The following is a 13,983-nucleotide window of genomic DNA, read 5'->3' on the forward strand; positions in this document are numbered from 1 at the left end:
TATCCGGCTTATTATAAGCAAACCCGCACGCGGATCAGTTCCGGAGGCTCGCTGGTCGCGCCAGGTCTAGACCATCGATCACCTGCATGGCGCCGATCCCGACCAGACCACCGATCAGCATCGCCAGATAGAGCACGGCGACGGGCTGCTCGACCAGGGCGAATCCGAGCAAGGCTAGACCCGCACCGAGTTCCAGTGCCCCATTGCGCCAGATGGGCGCGTACCCTGTCTTGCGATCGCGGGCCTTGGGTGTGCGCACGAACTCGGTGCGATGCCCAAGCAGGGCCTCCAGACCGCCACGCGCGTTCGACAGCAACAAACCACTTGTCAGCACCAGGGCGCTCAGGATCTCGATGAAGGTCAGATGCAGACCCTCTCCGCGCCCAGCCTGGGCCAGAAACGCGATGGGGGCCACGAAGCCCAGAAACGAGGTGACGAAGGCCACCAGACTCAGCCCGGAGCCGCCGACCACGGCGCCGGCCATGAAGGGCAGTCCCATGATGAGACAGGCCACGCCCACCACAAACGCCAAGGACTGGCCAATCTGGAAGCTGATCATGAGCTTCTGCCAGGCAGCCAAGTGCCGACTCCGCCAGACCAGCGGAATCAGCTTGATAAAACACTGCGCAAAGCCCTTGGTCCAGCGAAACTGCTGCACACGCCAGGCACGCGGCGAGGTCGGCAGCGCGCCGGGCACCACCAGATCGCCCATGAAGCCCGAACGCCAGCCGGCGAGCGTGGCGCGCAGGCTCAGATCCAGATCCTCGGTGAGGGTGTCGCCGTCCCAGCCCCCAGCCGAGTCGATGGCCGCGCGGCGCCACAACCCGCAGGTGCCGTTAAAGGGCAGCGGCAGACCCAGACGCCAGCGCGCCTCTTGCTCGACGCCAAAGTGCGAGTCGAGCAGGCGTGCCTGAACGCGGGTGAGCAGACTCTCATCGCGATTGAGATGGCCCCAGCGGGTCTGGACATAGGCCAGGTCGGGATTGGCGACGAGTGCGCCGACCGTCCGGCGCAGAAAGTCGGGTGGTGGTACGAAATCGGCGTCGAAGATGGCGACGAAGGGGGCCTTGGAGCGTTCGAGTCCAGCGGCGAGCGCCCCGGCCTTAAAGGCCGTGCGCTGGACGCGGTGCAGGAGCTCGATGTGCACGCCCTGCTGCTTGAGTGCGGCGACCGCTCGCTGGCTGATGGCGAGCGAACCGTCGAGGCTGTCGTCGAGCACCTGGATCTCCAGTCGATCGCGCGGCCAGTCGAGCGCCATGACCGCTCCCAGGAGGCGCTCGATCAGATCGCCCTCATTAAAGAGCGGTAATTGCACCAGGACACGCGGACATTCGGCGTCGGCGAACTTGGCCACAGCGAGCCGCCGATCGGGTATAAAGCGGCGCACCAGGGTCAACACGATCAGATTGAGCGAACAGAGTGCGAGGATGACGAGGCCGAGTATCAGGTAGTACTCGACCGAGGTTTCGGCCGCAAGCATGGATTAAATTCCGCTGGCTGAGGGATGGACTGGAGACAGAACGAACACCGGACACCCAGTCGACCATGAACGGCCGTTGATCTGGGACTTACTAGATTCTGATGTCCTACCGAAATCTACCGGCGGGGGCCGGAAAACGCCTCCCGGACAGGAGGCATGGGTCGCAGCGACCAATGGTGCTACAGCATAGATCGGCCCCCTAAGAACAACAAGCCCGACACGCAAGGAAATTTCGACGACGGCCCGATGGTCCGCACGACACCAAAGGTGTTTTCATAACAAACGCCCCCGCGGCGGAGGGCGCTTTCAGCGTGATCCTCCCCGGATGGCTGGAGTCAGCCTTCGCCAGTGAGGCGCTTGTACTTGGCGAGCAGCTCTTCCTCGCTCTCCTCGTGGTTGGGATCCTTAATGATGCAGTCGACCGGGCAGACCTCGACGCACTGCGAGGTCTCGTAGTGACCGACACACTCGGTGCAGAGATTGGGGTCGATCACATAGGTCTCGTCACCCTGCGAGATGGCGCCGTTGGGGCACTCGGGCTCACACACATCGCAATTGATGCACTCATCGGTAATCATCAAGGCCATCGGAATACTCCTTGCTGCTTTTTAGTTAGACAAATCTGGCTGGGGTTGAGTGTAGCGTAGATCTTATCCAAACCGGGCGTGCAATGCAGCCTGTACCGCTGGCGTGACGAAGGCCGAGACATCGCCCTTGAGTCGGGCGATCTCGCGTACCAGCGACGAAGAGATATAGGCATATTGCTCGGACGGGGTAAGAAAGAGCGTCTCGATCTCCGGAGCCATGTGTCGATTCATACCCGCGAGCTGGAACTCGTACTCGAAATCCGAGACGGCCCGCAGCCCGCGTATGATGACCGAAACCCCGAGGGCACGCGCGAAGTTCACGAGCAGGCCCTCGAAGGGCAGGATCTCGACATTGGGATGATCCATGACACTGCCACGCACCAGCTCTACGCGCTCCTCGATCGAGAACACCGGCGTCTTGCCAGTGTCAGCCGCAACCGCCACAACCACTCGATCGAACAGCCGGGCCGCGCGATGGATGAGATCCACGTGTCCTTTGGTGATGGGATCGAAGGTTCCTGGATAGACCACGGTGCGCAAGCGTCGGCTCCTTTAATAGTTGACGTGCTCGGCTTGACGGCGACTTTGCTCGGTGGTCGAGCGTGATATGGCCAAGCCCCCTTCGGACCACCGGCGCGCAACATAGCACAAACCCAGCGGGCTGAACGAACGCCAGAATTCCACCCGGAGGATCTAAACCGATGATCGGTGCGCAGCACCTGTGCCTGCGGACGTGCCTAGAACGGGCTGACCCTGATCAGGCCGTAACGGACCTGCCCAGCCGTCTTGTCGCGGATCAGTTCCCAGGAGAGGGGCAAGGGCGGAAAGCCGCTTTGGACCTGAGCCTCGAGATAGACCCTGGCCTCAGGCGCCAACCAGCCATGACGGTCAAGCCCGGTGATCGCCGGGGCAAGCAAACCCTCAGCGAAGGGCGGATCGAGAAAGACCAGGTCGAATAGCTGCTCGCTGCCCTGCTCCAGCCAGACCAGGGCATCGGCCTCATGGACCTGGAGATTGGCGGCACCGAGCCGCTTGGCATTGGCGCGCAGCTGGCGGGCGACGGCGGCAGCGCGCTCGACCATCACCACCTCGCCGGCGCCGCGCGAGAGGGCCTCGAAGCCGAGCGCCCCGCTGCCGGCGAACAGGTCGAGACAGCGCGCCCCCTCGATCAGGGGCGCGACCCAGTTGAACAGCGTCTCGCGCACCCGATCCGGGGTCGGACGCAGTCCCGGCTGGTCGGGGAAGCTCAGACGGCGCCCGCGATGGCGGCCACCGATGATCCGCAGCCGATTGGCAAGACGCGCCCTAGGGCGTGCCACGGGCCAGTGAGACCTGCGCGGCCCCGGCGTCGCCCAGGGCCCCCGTGGCGGGTGCCCCGACCATGACGATGGCCAACCGCTCGGGATGGAGGCGCCGCGCGAAGGCATCGCGGATCTGCTCGACCGTGACCGACTCGATGCGCTCGCGGAAGCGCTCGAGATAGTCGAGCGGCAGGCCGTAGAATCCGATCACGGCCAGATACTGCACGATGTTGCTGTTGCTCGCGATCTTGAGCGGAAAGCCGCCAGTGATGTTCTTCTTGGCCGCCATCAGTTCCGCCTCGGTCGGTCCCCGCTCGATGAAGCGCTTGAGCGTATCGATCATCACGGACCGTGCCTGCTCGGCCTGATCGTTACGCGTCTGAAGCGACATCAGAAAGGGTCCGGGTTGGGCGAGCGGCAGGAAGGCGCTGTAGGTGCTGTAGGACAGGCCGCGTTTCTCGCGGATCTCGTCCATCAAGATGGAGATCAGGCCGCTCCCGCCCAGGATGTGATTGCCGACATAGAGCGCGAAATAGTCCGGATCACCGCGCCGCATCCCCGGCTGACCGGCCAAGACTGTGGTCTGGCTCGATGGGAAGTCGATCGCGGTCAGGGTGGCCTCGGCCAGTGGCGGCACCTCGGGCAGGGGGGCGGCCGGCTCGCCCCTCGGTAGGCCGCCAACGAGTCGATTGGCCAGCGTCTCTGCCCCGGCCCGGTCGAGCGCGCCGACGATGGCCAGCACGGCGTTGGAACCCACATAGTGACGGGCATGAAAGGCGATCAGCTCCTCGCGCCTGAGATCTGCCACCGACTCGGGCGTACCTGAAGGGTCGGCGGCATAGGGGTGGGTGCCGAAGACCGCACGATAGAGCGCCTTTTGTGCGACGCGACGCGGCGATTCATCCTCCTGACGCAGGGCGACGAGTCGATTCTGACGTACCCGCTCCAGCGCCTCGGGCGCAAAGGTCGGACGTGCGATCAGGGTCGCGAAGGTATCGATGGCGGTGTCGAAGGCCGGCTGACGGGTCAGGGTGCGCAGGGCGACCGTGGCCATGTCGCGATCGACATCGGTACTCAGGACGGCGCCGACGCCATCGAGCCGGTCGGCAATGGCATCGGCACCCCAGTCGCCCGCACCCTCGCTGAGCATGGCGGCCGTCAGCGCGGCCAGACCGGAACGCCCGCCGTCGCGTGCACTGCCCGCCGCGAACACCAGATGCACATCGACCATAGGGATCTCGGGCGCGGCGACGAAGAGCACGCGCGTGCCATTCTCGGTGTTCCAGGTCTGGATCTCGGGCATGGCCTGAGTCAGGAGCGGGCTGGTGAACAATAGGGTCCCGGCGAGCCAGGCGCTCAGGGTCCGGATGGCGCGCTCGATCCGGTCGGATTGTCGTTCAACGCACATGGGTCGATCCTCCCTGGTGAGAAGAGAGAGCGGCCTGGGCCTTGGAGCCCAGGGGTTGTGGGTCGAGGATGGCGACCGTCAGTCGCTCGGGGGTCAGATAGGTGCGCGCCACGGCCTGGATCTGTTCAGGCGTCACCTCGGCAAGCCGATCGACATAGGTATCGGCCAGACGCCAGTCGAGCCCGATGGTCTCCAAGAGCCCGATCTGCATTGCCTGATAAAAGAGCGAGTCGCGCTCGAAGACCTTGGCAGCGATCACCTGATTGCGCACCCGCTCTAGTTCGAGCGGATCGACCGGCACTGACTGGAGGCGCGCGACCTGTTCGCGCAAGGCGGCCTCGAGCGTCTCAGCGGTCTGCCCCTTGGCCGGCACGCCCTCAAACAAGAACAGACCTGGCAGACGCTCGAAGGCACTATAGTCCGCACTCACCGAGGCGGCGATCTGGTGCCCACGCACCAGCTCGCGCGCCAGGCGTGCGCTGTCGCCGCCGTCGAGGATATAAGACAACATCTCCAGCGCATAGGGCTCCCAGGGCGCCTTGGCCGTGGCCAGCGCGGGCGTCTTGTAGCCCATCAGTAGATAGGGCTCCTTGGCCGGTATCTTGAGGCGCAAGCGCTTCTCGCCGAGCGGCTCGGGCTCCAGTTGGGCCTTGGGCGGGCGGATGTCTTCGGCGGCGAGCGGTCCGAAGTGTTTCTCGGCCAACGCGAAGACCGACTCGGGTTCGACATCGCCCGCGACCACCAGGGTGGCGTTGTTGGGTGCGTACCAGAGCCGGTACCAATTGCGCAGGTCATCCAGACTGAGCTGTTCCAGATCGCCCGGCCAACCGATCACCGGATGGCGATAGGGCGAGGCGTCATAGGCCACAGCACTGAAACGCTCGTAGGTCAGGGCGTGCGGATCGTCTTCGGTCCGCATACGCCTTTCTTCCTTGACCACCTCCAGTTCCTTCAGAAACTCCGGCTCGCTGAGCTTGAGATGGCGCATCCGCTCAGCCTCTAGCTCAAAGGCCACCTCCAGCCGGTCATTGGCGAGATTTTGATAGTAGGCCGTGTAGTCGCGCCCGGTGAAGGCATTCTCCTCACCACCGTTCTCGGCAATGATGCGCGAGAATTCACCCGGCGCCAGATGCTCGGTGCCCTGGAACATCATGTGTTCCAGGAGGTGTGAGACACCGGTGATGCCGCCGTATTCATAGCTCGACCCGATGCGATACCAGACCTGCGAGGTCAGGATGGGCGCGCGATGATCCGGTTTGACCAGGATCTTGAGTCCATTGTTGAGCCGACGCTCGTGGACCTCGGTCGCGGCCAGGGTGGACCCAAAGGTCAATAAAAGTAGCATAAACGCGACTAAGTGTTGCACAATGGAAACTCCAAATATTGAATGCCATGAGTCGAGCTTGCGTTAGTCAGTCGGGTCGATGCCTGAGTTCCCCGTCTCAGTACAGTACAAGAAAATAGCCTCCCCTGCCTCACCGAGAGGGGCAGCCGAAGCAGAGGTCCTGTTCGACCTGGTAGGGTTGTCCATCCAGCCGGGATCCCAGCACACAGGGGGAGCCCGGGGTGAAGGTCTCGAGCTTGGCGATGCAGATGCTGGACTTCCTTGTCCCAAGGCATATTCACGCTGGTAGTCCGGGACGATGTAGAAGCATTCTTGGAACCCCTCCTCGATGATGTAATTTGTGATTTTCGATGCGGGCCATCTCTCTGCGCCTTCTTGGCTGTTTCGATCAGCGGGTTACGCGATGCGAAACCGACCACCCCGACAACACCGCCTCGGCCTGCGCGAGCACCGTTTGCACCGCGCTGTCCTGAAGGTCGGGCGGGTAGCCATACTTGCGCAGAATGCGCTTGACCAGCACGCGCATGCGCGCGCGGGCCGATTCGCGGTGCGCCCAATCGACGGTCACGTTTTCGCGTAGGCTCACCAGCAACTCATGGGCGATCACCTTGAGCTGGTCATTGCCCATCACCTGCACGGCGCTCTCGTTCTCGGCCAGGGCGTCGTAAAAGGCGATCTCCTCGTCTGACAGCCCGGACTCTTCGCCACGCTGGCGCGCTGCACGGATGTCCTTGGCCAGCTGGATCAGCTCCTGCAGCACCTCGGCGGTGGTGATGGCGTTGGCGTGGTAGCGCGCCACCGCGTCCTCCAATCGTTCGGAGAACGCGCGGGTCTCGACCACATTGGCCTTACTGCGCGAGCGTATGCCGTCGTTGATCAGCTTGCGCAAGGCTTCCAACGCAAGGTTCTTCTTCTCCATCTGCTGCACTTCGGCGAGGAATTCGTCCGAGAGGATGGAGATATCGGGGCTCTTGATGCCAGCAGCGGCCAGGATGTCCACGATCTCGGTCGAGACCACCGCACGACTGACGATCTGCTGGATAGCCAGCTCGCGCTCTTGCTGGGTCACGCCGGAGCCCTTGCTGCTCTTGACCAGCGCGGCACGGATGGCCTGAAAGAAGCCGACTTCCTCCCGGATTTCGCGGGCCTCGTCCGAGGCGGAAGCCAGTGCGAACGCCTTGGACAAGGCCAGCACGGCGTCCGGGTATCGACGGTGCGCGTTCTTCTTGCCTTTTTTGGTCTCCTCTTTCGCTGCCAGCTTCTGTTGCAGGTCGAGAATCCACTCGATGGCCCCCGCCATCATCGCAAGGCGCTCCTGCGGCGTACCGTTCAACGCGGAGACGTAGTCAAACCTGTGGAACATGTCCCGCACGACCTCGTACTTCTCCATCATCACCGCAATGGCTTGCGCTTCGTCGACGCCCGTGTTTTCCTGATCGTTCTTGGAGTACTGCTGCAACGCCGACTTCAGGTTCTGCGCAATGCCGATGTAATCGACGATCAACCCAGCCGGTTTGTCGCGGAACACGCGGTTGACGCGCGCAATCGCCTGCATCAACCCGTGGCCGCGCATCGGCTTGTCCACGTACATCGTGTGCATGCAGGGGGCATCGAAACCGGTCAGCCACATATCGCGCACGATCACGAGCTTCAAGGGATCGTTCGGATCGCGCGCACGCTTGGCCAGCAAATCCCGCCGCGCCTTGTTGCCGATGTGCTGCTGCCACTCGGGCGGGTCGCTCGCTGCGCCCGTCATCACGATCTTGACCGCGCCCGCGTTGTCATCAAGGCTGTGCCAGTCCGGGCGCAGCTTGACGATCTCATCGTAGAGCTTCACGCAGATGCGCCGGCTCATGCAGACGATCATCGCCTTGCCATCGAGCGCGGCGACGCGGTCTTCGAAGTGGCGCACGATGTCTTCCGCCACCAGCCGCAGGCGCTTCTCCGCGCCGACCAGCGCCTCGACCGTGGCCCATTTTTGCTTGACGCGCTCGCGCACCGGCTCCGCCTCGTCTTCGAGCAGTTCCTCGATTTCCGCATCGATCTTCGGCTTTTCGTCCTCGGCGAGTTCGATACGCGCCAGCCGCGATTCATAGTAGATCGGCACCGTCGCGCCATCCTCCACCGCCCGGCTGATGTCGTAGATGTCGATGTAGTGACCGAACACTGCCGGGGTGTTGACGTCGTCCGCCTCGATGGGCGTGCCGGTAAAGCCGATGAAGGATGCGTTCGGCAGGGCGTCGCGCATGTATTTGGCAAAGCCGTAGGAGATTTCCCCGGTCTTGGCGTCCACCTTGGCTTTGAAGCCGTATTGACTGCGGTGCGCTTCATCCGCGATCACGACCACATTGCGGCGCGTGGTGAGCGGCCCGTCGATCTCACCGAACTTCTGCAGCGTCGTGAAGATCACCCCGCCCGAGGCGCGATTGAGCAGTTCCTTCAAATGTTCGCGCCCCTCGGCCTGCACCGGTGTTTGGCGGATCAAATCGCGGCACATGGAGAAGGTCGAAAAGAGCTGGTCATCCAGATCGTTGCGATCGGTCAGCACCACCAGCGTGGGGTTTTCCAGTGCCGGGTGTTTGACCAACTGCCCCGCATAGAACGCCATCAACAGGCTTTTGCCCGACCCTTGGGTGTGCCAGATGACGCCGACGCGGCGGTCGCCTGGGCGTTGGTCCTTGACCGAAGGCAGGCCATAGCGGGCCGGGTCTTCCCGCACGAGGTTCGCGGGCGGCATCGCGCGGATGGTTTGCTCCACCGCCTTCTTGACCGCATGGAACTGGTGGTAGCCCGCGATGATCTTGACCAGGCCCGAACCGGTTTCGCCGAAGACCGTGAAATCGCGCAACAAATCAAGCAGGCGGCGATGCTCGAACACGCCCTCGATCAACGTCGAAAGTTCCGCCGTCCCCTTCGCAGCAATGTCCGAGCCGTCGGTGGTGCGCCACCGCATGAAGCGCTCGATGTCCGCGGAGAGTGAACCCACCCGGGCGGCAATGCCATCCGATGTCACCAGCAGCGCATTGGTATGAAACAGCTGCGGAATCTGCTGTTTGTAGGTCTGCATCTGGTTGAAGGCACCCAGTAGATCTGCGCCAACGCTGCCCGGCGCTTTCAGCTCAATCACGCCCAGCGGCAAGCCGTTCACGAACACCACCACATCGGGCCGCCGGTTGTTCTGGCCGTGGATCACCACGAACTGGCTCACCGCCAACCAGTCGTTCTGTTCTGGATGGTCGAAGTCGATCAAGCGCACCTTGCCTGCCGTCAGCGTGCCATCCTCGGCGAAGTACTCGACGTCTACGCCTTCTGTCATCAGCTTGTGGAGGCGGCGGTTTTCTTCGAGCAATGAGGGGAGTTCAGACTGCGTTACCTTCCGAATGGCATCCTGACGCGCCTCCAAGGGCAGGCCAGGGTTCAGACGCGCGACGGCATCTTCAAACCGCTTCTTGAGCACAACCTCATCGTGACTTTCGCGTTCCGGTCGATGACCATCGGGGCCGATCTCCTCCTCACGTTCGATGCTGTAGTCGAGCGCGTGTAGCTGATCCAGCAGCGCCTGCTCCACGGCGACCTCCGGCAGAAACGCCATTACGGTTCTCCTCTTGCCTGACCTGAATTCATCGGATTCTCGCGATCCAACGCCCATTGCAGCGGATTGTTGACGATGTATTCACGGATGCGCGCCAAGTCGTCATCGTTACGGATGATGTGTTCGTAGTAGTTGCGTTGCCAGAGTGAATCGCCTGGTGTGCCGCGTAATTCATTGATGCGTTTGGTGACGGCAGATTTGAATGCACGAATGATGGTTGGAATCGAACCCGGGACTGGCTGCCCGAACTGTTCCACCGTAGGGGCACGGCGCGCCGTGCCCCTACCATCATCATTCAACACCACAATACCGTGGAAATGGTTGGGCATCACAACCCATGCATCCAATTCGATTTCGTCGCGGATTTCGGCGGTTTTCATCCATTCGTCGCCAACGATGTGTCCCCATTCATTCAACCGCATCTCCCCATCCACCACCTCTCCGAACAAGCATTCCCTGCCTTGGGTGCAGATCGTCACGAAATACGCGCCGGCCTGAGCGTAGTCGTAGCCGCGCAAACGCAGGGAATGGCGATGGTGTGGTATTGCGTGCGAGAAGCCAGGCATGCTCAATCTTCCTGAGCAACCGGCAACGCCAGCATGTTTTCGATCAGGCGGATCATCACGTCCTTGTTCTTGGCGTCCGATTCGGCCACGAGCAGCGCGCGCGCGGCCAGGCCGACGTCGTTGATGACGGGCTGCCCGCGCGGATCAGCCGCCCGTTGCGGGCCAAAAAATCGACGAACAAGAACGCCCCCGTGCGCTTGTTGCCGTCAGAAAACGGGTGGTTTTTGATCACGAAATAGAGCAGATGCGCCGCCTTGGTCTCCACCGTGGGATAGGCCGGCTCGCCAAACACCGTCTGCTCCAGATTGCCCAGAAGCGCCGCGAAGGCGTCGCCCCGCTCGCGCCCGAACAGGTCGGAGGCCTCGCCGCGCGCCATCAGGTCGGCCTTGAGCCGCGCAATCGCGGCGCGGGCTTCGTCTAGCGTGGGAAGTACGCCGCCGGGGCTGCCCGCAGGTTCGGTGAGCAGCCCCTCGTCATAGCGTTGCAGCCACAGAAAGGTCTGCGTGTAGCGGGCGATCACGTCCACCAGCCCGCGCCCCTGATCGAGCGTGAGCGCTTCGCCTGCGGCGGCCTTCTTCACCAGTTGCAGCGCGGCTTCCAGCTCGGCGGCGTTCTGCTCGAAGCGCTGGCGGTCGAGCGAAAACCCGCGGGTCAGGTGCTCGCGCAGCACGCGCGTGGCCCACTGGCGAAAGCGGGTCGCGCGTGGAGTTCACCCGGTAGCCCACCGAGATGATGGCATCGAGGTTGTAGTGCTCGATCTCCCGCACCACCTCGCGTTCGCCCTCCCGTTGAACTGTTGCATTTTTTGCAACGGTTGCTGCACGCTCCAGCTCGCCGCTGGCAAAGATCGCCTTCAGGTGGCGCGAGATCACCGACTTGTCGCGCCCGAACAGCTCCGCCAGCTGCTGAAGGCTCAGCCAGACGCTTTCGCGCTCGACGCGCACCTCGACGCGGGCTTCGCCGCCTTCGTAAATCACCACTTGGTTATCGGCTTTCACAACCCCCGCTCCTTGAGAAAGGCTTCGGCGTCTTGGATGCGCAGCGCGCCTGAGATCAGCTTGGGCAGCAGGGCGTCGCGCAGTTGGGCGAGGGTGCGGGATTCGCGGTCATTACCTGCAATGCCTGCAATCATTGGGCTGACTTGTTGCGAGAACCTATTGATTAGTTCTTGACTAACACGCGGAACATGTGTCGCAGATACGATCTCTGGACGAACAGCAGGATATGCTCCGCCGTCCGCCAAATTCGAAAGTCTCTCGATGTTCTCCCGTGAAGTAGCGGCGAGATAAACAAATTCGGCGCATTCACGCCGCAGTGGCCTAAGCACAGCGAACCCGGTACTGCCTGTCAGCCCTTCATCTGAGATCAAGGCATAGGAGCCATTTCCAGGGCGGACGATGCCGACAATCGTATCTAGAGGACGCAATATTCGTTGTGCTCGGCTCGGTGCATCGTCGCCTTCGTAGTTCGTGACGCTTTCAACTCGCCCCCACTTTGTGTTTGAAAGATCGACGTACCGAATCTGCTTTGGGCGTGTCCGCTTTGTCCAAGATTCAGGATTCAGAGAAGAATATTCCGAAAGCGATGTTATTTCCCACCCCTCCGGAATCTCCCCCAGCTCCGATTCGACGAGCCGGTCGGGGAAAAGGTCGTAGAACCTGCCTGCCGCGCCTGCGGCAGCAGCGCAGGCAGGGTGCGCGGGCAGGCCGGGGAGCGACTGACCGGGCTGCCAGCCTGCCTGGGCGTTGCACGCAGACAGGCGGCCTTCGAGCTTGGCGCGCACCGGCTCGAAATCCACGAACCAGGCCTTGAACAAGGCGCGGGCCATCGCCTCCAGCGTTTCGTTCTGCCTGCGGTTGAGTTCGATCTTGTCGTCCAGCGTGCCGAGGATGTGGGCGATCGCGCGTTGTTCGGGGAGGGGAGGAACTGGAACAACCAAATAGTCCAATGAGTCAATCGGCACCCTTTGACGGCCCGACGTTCCTGTCATCTGGCAGATCGCGTAATCGCGTACCTCCTCCCACTGCGTCAGATAGTAGGCAAAGTTGGTATCCGTGATACCAGGACGCCCTCGAATCACAATGAACTCTGTTGAGCCATGCGCAACTCCGGAGCCTTGATGAGCGCAAAAGCGGGCGATCTTCCCGTTTTCAAGGCAGGGCGTGATGCGGGCCATCAGCGTGTCACCGTGCTGGAATCGAGAACCGCCGCCGGAAAACTCGCGTTCCTCTATCGCATATGCACAGCGTGATCCGGGCCTCACGGCGCCAATGTCAACGAACGGGTAGCGCCGGCCGCGTTCGAGTCGCACCGTTGGATTGACGAGTACCGCCTCGCTGAACGGGAGCTTTCGCCACTCACCCCCCATCCCCAATCTCCATCAACTTTGTCTCGATCATCGCAACCCCCGCGCTATTTCCCGCGCCTCCACTCTCGACTGCACGATGCCACGCTTTCATCCCTGGCTTTCTTCGTTGAGGATCGCCATATAGGCCCGGTACGCAAAGACGCGCTCGCGTTTTTTGCCGGTGATTTCCTGCACGATCTCCAACCGCTGTAAGGCTTCGATGGCGCGCGCGGCGGTGGCGAAGCTCAGGCCCGTGCGCAGGGCCAGCGCGTCGATGCTGGCGAGCGGCTGCCGCCGCAGCGCATCGAAGACGCGCAGGGTGTTGGCCGCGGCCCGCCCCAGGGTCTGGATGCGGGCGGCGTCCCGCTCGAAGAGGGCAAGCAGCCGGTGTGCGGTGTCCACCGCGCCGCGGGCGGTTTGGTGCACCCCCTCCAGAAAGAAATCGAGCCACGCCTCCCAGTCGCCGGTTTGCCGCACGGCGTCGAGCAGCCGGTAGTATTCGGCGCGGTGCCGCTTGAAGTAGAGGGAAAAGTAGAGCAGCGGTTGGCGAAGCACGCCGTCGTGGTGCAGGATCAGGGCGATCAGCAGCCGCCCCACGCGCCCGTTGCCGTCGAGGAAGGGGTGGATGGTCTCGAACTGCACGTGGGCAAGCGCCGCCTTGACGAGCGCGCCGGGGGCCTCGGGCGAATGCAGGAAACGCTCCAGCGCCGCCATGCAGGGTTCGACCTCGGTCGGGGGCGGTGGCACGAAGGCGGCGTTGCCGGGCCGCGTGCCGCCAATCCAGTTCTGGCTGCGGCGGAACTCGCCGGGCTGCTTGTCGGCGCCGCGCCCGTGGGCGAGCAGCTTGGCGTGCACTTCGCGCAGCAGTCGGTTGCAGAGCGGAAAGCCCTCGCGCAGTCGGGCCAGCCCGTGTTCCAGCGCAGCGACGTAGTTGGAGACTTCGACCACGTCGTCGAAGGGCACGCCCGGCGCGGCGTCGAGCTCGAAGAGCAGCAGGTCGGAGAGCGAAGATTGCGTGCCTTCGATCTGACAGGACGCCACCGCCTCGCGCCGCACGTAGGCGTAGAGGAAGAGGTCGGGATCGGGCAGCAGCGCGGTGATCGCATCCAGCCGCCCGCAGGCAAGCCACGCGCGCTCGAGCAGCGCCTGCCGCGCAGCCTCCATCGCCAGCGGCGGCTCCGGCAGCAGCGGGTGCGGCACGAAGGCGCGAACCGCCTCGCCCAGGGTGGTCGTCGTCCGGTATTGGCCGGTGGGGCCGCGCTGCATCGATCCTCCCGCTGTTTTCAGTGGCGTGAATAGCGTTGAGCGCTATTTTCAAAAGTGGCGCTTCGTGTGAATAGTATCACGGCCTAAGGAA

10 protein-coding genes and 1 pseudogene are annotated in these 13,983 nt (G+C 63.0%); all 11 read right to left on the minus strand.

The genetic code is table 11. The features are described from left to right. Positions 1-34: 34 nt before the first annotated feature. On the minus strand, positions 35-1,480 hold the full coding sequence (locus E6P07_RS10860) for a glycosyltransferase family 2 protein (protein ID WP_153975624.1): 1,446 nt from the start codon (positions 1,478-1,480) through the stop codon (positions 35-37). A 335-nt stretch (positions 1,481-1,815) separates the two neighbouring features. Continuing rightward, complete coding sequence (locus E6P07_RS10865; protein WP_153975625.1) at positions 1,816-2,067, minus strand: YfhL family 4Fe-4S dicluster ferredoxin; 252 nt, start codon at positions 2,065-2,067, stop codon at positions 1,816-1,818. Positions 2,068-2,130: 63 nt separating this feature from the next. Beyond that, positions 2,131-2,607: a pantetheine-phosphate adenylyltransferase gene (coaD, locus tag E6P07_RS10870; RefSeq protein ID WP_153975626.1), complete on the minus strand. Its 477-nt coding sequence runs from the start codon at positions 2,605-2,607 to the stop codon at positions 2,131-2,133. A gap of 197 nt (positions 2,608-2,804) precedes the next feature. Next, a complete protein-coding gene (gene rsmD / locus E6P07_RS10875; protein WP_246172825.1) occupies positions 2,805-3,386 on the minus strand; it encodes a 16S rRNA (guanine(966)-N(2))-methyltransferase RsmD in 582 nt (193 codons plus the stop codon). After that, a complete protein-coding gene (locus tag E6P07_RS10880; protein ID WP_246172827.1) occupies positions 3,373-4,776 on the minus strand; it encodes a M16 family metallopeptidase in 1,404 nt (467 codons plus the stop codon). Before E6P07_RS10880 ends, rsmD begins: the two co-directional genes overlap by 14 nt. After that, the gene (locus E6P07_RS10885; protein ID WP_153976214.1) at positions 4,766-6,121 is read right to left on the minus strand and encodes a M16 family metallopeptidase; all 1,356 of its coding nucleotides are present in this window, start codon (positions 6,119-6,121) and stop codon (positions 4,766-4,768) included. The genes E6P07_RS10880 and E6P07_RS10885 overlap by 11 nt, the downstream gene beginning before the upstream one ends. Before the next feature lie 388 nt (positions 6,122-6,509). Beyond that, a complete protein-coding gene (locus tag E6P07_RS10890) occupies positions 6,510-9,713 on the minus strand; it encodes a type I restriction endonuclease subunit R (RefSeq protein ID WP_153975628.1) in 3,204 nt (1,067 codons plus the stop codon). Then, on the minus strand, positions 9,713-10,279 hold the full coding sequence (locus tag E6P07_RS10895; protein WP_153975629.1) for a transposase: 567 nt from the start codon (positions 10,277-10,279) through the stop codon (positions 9,713-9,715). The genes E6P07_RS10890 and E6P07_RS10895 overlap by 1 nt, the downstream gene beginning before the upstream one ends. A gap of 2 nt (positions 10,280-10,281) precedes the next feature. Then, positions 10,282-11,277 (minus strand): annotated as a pseudogene (locus E6P07_RS10900) (virulence RhuM family protein/type II toxin-antitoxin system death-on-curing family toxin). Next, positions 11,274-12,455 carry a restriction endonuclease subunit S gene (locus E6P07_RS10905; protein ID WP_162008630.1) on the minus strand — a complete coding sequence of 394 codons (1,182 nt, stop codon included), beginning with the start codon at positions 12,453-12,455 and terminating at the stop codon, positions 11,274-11,276. The pseudogene E6P07_RS10900 and the gene E6P07_RS10905 overlap by 4 nt, the downstream one beginning before the upstream one ends. A 279-nt stretch (positions 12,456-12,734) precedes the next feature. Then, positions 12,735-13,892, minus strand: a complete 1,158-nt coding sequence (locus E6P07_RS10910) for a Fic family protein (RefSeq protein WP_153975631.1) — start codon at positions 13,890-13,892, stop codon at positions 12,735-12,737. Positions 13,893-13,983 lie beyond the last annotated feature (91 nt).

The organism is Thermochromatium tepidum ATCC 43061 (genome assembly GCF_009664085.1).
GTDB classification, from domain to species: Bacteria; Pseudomonadota; Gammaproteobacteria; order Chromatiales; family Chromatiaceae; genus Thermochromatium; species Thermochromatium tepidum.

Bases quoted from the DNA above. Each gene is read 5' to 3' on its own strand.
- E6P07_RS10885 (WP_153976214.1), bottom strand. From the start codon at position 6,121: ATGCTACTTTTATTGACCTTTGGGTCCACCCTGGCCGCGACCGAGGTC.
- E6P07_RS10905 (WP_162008630.1), bottom strand. From the start codon at position 12,455: ATGGCCCGCATCACGCCCTGCCTTGAAAACGGGAAGATCGCCCGCTTT.
- E6P07_RS10880 (WP_246172827.1), bottom strand. From the start codon at position 4,776: ATGTGCGTTGAACGACAATCCGACCGGATCGAGCGCGCCATCCGGACC.
- E6P07_RS10865 (WP_153975625.1), bottom strand. From the start codon at position 2,067: ATGGCCTTGATGATTACCGATGAGTGCATCAATTGCGATGTGTGTGAG.
- E6P07_RS10860 (WP_153975624.1), bottom strand. From the start codon at position 1,480: ATGCTTGCGGCCGAAACCTCGGTCGAGTACTACCTGATACTCGGCCTC.
- E6P07_RS10890 (WP_153975628.1), bottom strand. From the start codon at position 9,713: ATGGCGTTTCTGCCGGAGGTCGCCGTGGAGCAGGCGCTGCTGGATCAG.
- E6P07_RS10895 (WP_153975629.1), bottom strand. From the start codon at position 10,279: ATGCCTGGCTTCTCGCACGCAATACCACACCATCGCCATTCCCTGCGT.
- E6P07_RS10910 (WP_153975631.1), bottom strand. From the start codon at position 13,892: ATGCAGCGCGGCCCCACCGGCCAATACCGGACGACGACCACCCTGGGC.